Below are 2,969 nucleotides of genomic sequence, written 5' to 3'. Positions count from 1 at the left end.
AAGCATAACAAACGGTTCAAGAGGGACAGCCAACGCGCGGCATTTTTACCATGCGTTAGTTTTTGTGGTTAAGGTGTTATGCGGAAGCTTGGTAATGGCGTTGGCTGCCCCTTAACCGGGCGTTATGCAACTCAGGTAAATTTAGGGGTTCAATCTTTTGGATTTCTCCGGCCATTCGTTTTGTGTTGTCGGCAAATGAGCTTTTTTACCCTAAAATTCGTGGTTAACTCAAGCGGTAAAACAGGCAAAGTTCTTTGTTTGCCTCAATCAGTTTTAGCGTTCGCGCGTTGTAAATTAAGTGGGCGCAAAGTGTGGAAAGGGCAAGTTTATCGAGTATTTCGCATTTGCTGAAAGTCTTGCTTGTTGAGTTTGTCTCATTCAAAAGCTTGGTTTGTTGTTGAAAGGTGGACTTTGTTTTGGCGGCTTATTTATCACGGCTCCTACTTGGGTTGATTCTTGAATTACTCAACCATTGCAATCGTGGCTTTTGATCGAGTAAAGTCGGTTTATCTTATTGAATTTGCATAACAAACGGCTCAAGAGGGATTGTCAACGCTTGGCGGTTTTAGTGCAAAATTGAAGTTCAGTGTTTAAGTGTGTTTTTTAAGTTCGGCGGTGCGTTGTCAACCCCTTAGCCGGGCGTTATGCTTAATCACGCAAAATCAGTTGTTTATGGTTTTTCTTTGTCCCCTTGGCTGGTTAGTTTTGAGTTTGTCGGCAAGTTGGCTTCAGTGGGCGCTGTTTTCCGGACACTTATTCTTTGGCGCTGGAAATTCAGAGCGTTGCCTCAATCAATTTTCTGGAAAGCGCGAGGTTAGGGCGGTTGGCTCAATCAGAAATGTGATCTTAGGTTTTTCGGTTTTATCCGCCAAAGTTCAAAGTCTGATTTTCAAAAATATGAGTCATTTCAGTTTTTTGATTTTTGGCTTTTGTTTGTGAGTCAAAACCGAGTTAATCTTGGTTTTGGTAAAGCGTAAGTCATTGAAGCTTAAGCATAACAAAGCGTTCAAGAGGGACTTGGCACGCGTGGCATTTTCAATTTGCGTTGGGTTTAGTGGTTAAGGCGTCATGCGGTGACTTTTGTATTGCGTGCCTGCGCCCCTTAACGCGGCGTTATGTGTCTTGTTGGTCATGTGTCATATTTATTAAGAGAAATTTGTTCGCTGGTAGCACTATGGATGATAAACAGTTAGATCGAAGCCTACGATCAATCGGAAAAGAGTGTTTTGTTAAATACTACGAGTTATTTCAGGATCGAAACTGGTCAAAAGAAGATTTGATTGAGCACTTGATAGCGGTAGAGGGTTATCAAGAGTCTGGTTGTATTACTCGAATATCGCAATCTAGGCGTATATTCAATGATCATCGTGAATACGATGCTTTGGATATGGTTATTAGTTCTAATCGTTTACCTATTGAAATTATTGAAAAAGCCAAAAAACTCAAGTGTCAATAGGCAACACATAACAAAGCGTTCAAGAGGGACAGCCAACGCGTGGCATTTTTATTCTGCGTTGGTTTGTGTGATTACGGTGTTATGCGTTAAGTTGGTAGTGGCGTTGGCTGCCCCTTAACGCGGCGTTATGCAGTTCTACAGGCTCAACGGAAACTAAAAGACGTCAGCCCAATGTATTTGAACTGACGGAGCTTTACTCTTTTTGTATATAAGGTGTTTATTCTGCGGCTTTTACTCTGATTTTGCTTTTGGCAACGTCAGAAAGGTTTAGGCTAGAAATTGCAGCATTAGCTTCGTTTTCGTTTGGCATTTCGACAAAAGCAAAGCCTTTTGATTGACCCGTTACTTGGTCTAAAACAAGCGTACATTCGGCTACGGAGCCATGAGCTGAGAATAAAACACGAAGTTCTTGTTCAGTTGTAGAGCGAGATAGATTGCGAACTAAAAGTTTCATGATGAACCAATTGGTAGTAAATGACAGTGCGAATTGTGGCAGCTAAAGATAAGTTTGGCTAAGCAATTCGTTCTCTAAACTGAGTATTGGTTAAAAAACTGCATAACAAACGGCTCAAGAGGGATTGCCAACGCGTGGCGGTTTTAGTGCAAAATTGAAGTCTAGTGTTTACAGTGTGTTTTTTGAGTTCGGCGGTGCGTTGTCAACCCCTTAGCCGGGCGTTATGTTTTTCCGTAGAAAAAGGACACATCAGTGAAAATAGCGGTAATTTACTTTACTAAAACAGATGTTACAGGAAAGTTGGCGCAAGAAGTTATCAAAGGGATCTGTGGCGCAGAGCCGAATGCAGTTGTTCTTGAACATCGTATTGACGGAAAGGAAATTGTAGAGGGTCGGTTTATCAACCCCACACTTTTCGAAAGTCTACTCGAATGTGATGCCATCATAATGGGCTCACCTACATATATGGGTGGCGTTTCTGCTCAATTCAAAGCATTTGCTGACGCAAGTAGTGAGTTTTGGAGTGAGCAAATGTGGTCAAGTAAAGTGGCGGCTGGTTTTACAAGTGGTAGCGCTCCGAATGGCGATCAATCAAGTACGCTAAATTATTTGGTTACTTTGGCAAATCAACACGGTATGTATTGGGTTGGCCTAGATTTGGCTCATGGTTATAAAGATCAAGGTTTAAATCGTTTTGGCTGCCAGCTTGGTGTTGTTTCTCAATCAGTTGATGGTGTTGCTGACGAGGTTGACTTACTTTCAGCGAAGTATTTAGGGCAGAGGGTTGTGGGTCTGGTTTCTAAACTTAAGCCCAAAACATAACAAACGCTTCAAGAGGGACAGCCAACGCGTGGCATTTTTACTATGCGTTGGTTTTTGTGATTACGGTGTTATGCGGAAAGTTAGTAGTGGCGTTGGCTGCCCCTTAAGCGGGCGTTATGCTTAATCACGCAAAGTCAGTGGTTTATGTTTTTTCTTTGTTCCCTCGGCTGGTTAGTTTTGAGTTTGTCGGCAAGTTGGCTTCAGTGGGCGCTGTTTTCCGGACACTTGTTCTTTGGC

3 protein-coding genes and 1 pseudogene are annotated in these 2,969 nt (G+C 42.4%); 3 read left to right on the top strand and 1 reads right to left on the bottom strand.

The genetic code is table 11. The features are described 5' to 3' along the window. Nucleotides 1–69, top strand: a pseudogene (locus UF06_RS28120) (DUF3265 domain-containing protein); the annotation flags it as partial. Nucleotides 70–1,174: 1,105 nt separating this feature from the next. Further along, nucleotides 1,175–1,456, top strand: coding sequence for a hypothetical protein (locus tag UF06_RS27030; RefSeq protein WP_045572429.1), 282 nt, complete (start codon nt 1,175–1,177; stop codon nt 1,454–1,456). 217 nt (nt 1,457–1,673) lie between these two features. Here the strand turns inward: UF06_RS27030 and UF06_RS22320 are convergent, their stop codons facing one another. Then, entirely contained in the window at nt 1,674–1,910 is a 237-nt protein-coding gene (locus UF06_RS22320; RefSeq protein WP_013867767.1) for a hypothetical protein, read from the bottom strand. 252 nt (nt 1,911–2,162) lie between these two features. On the opposite strand from UF06_RS22320, the gene UF06_RS22315 reads away from it, so the two are divergent. Continuing rightward, nucleotides 2,163–2,732 carry a flavodoxin family protein gene (locus tag UF06_RS22315; protein WP_000686204.1) on the top strand — a complete coding sequence of 190 codons (570 nt, stop codon included), beginning with the start codon at nt 2,163–2,165 and terminating at the stop codon, nt 2,730–2,732. Nucleotides 2,733–2,969 lie beyond the last annotated feature (237 nt).

Origin of the sequence: Vibrio sp. S234-5 (assembly GCF_000960595.1) — a bacterium.
Taxonomy (GTDB): domain Bacteria; phylum Pseudomonadota; class Gammaproteobacteria; order Enterobacterales; family Vibrionaceae; genus Vibrio.
This window is presented reverse-complemented; position numbering and strand designations above follow the sequence as displayed.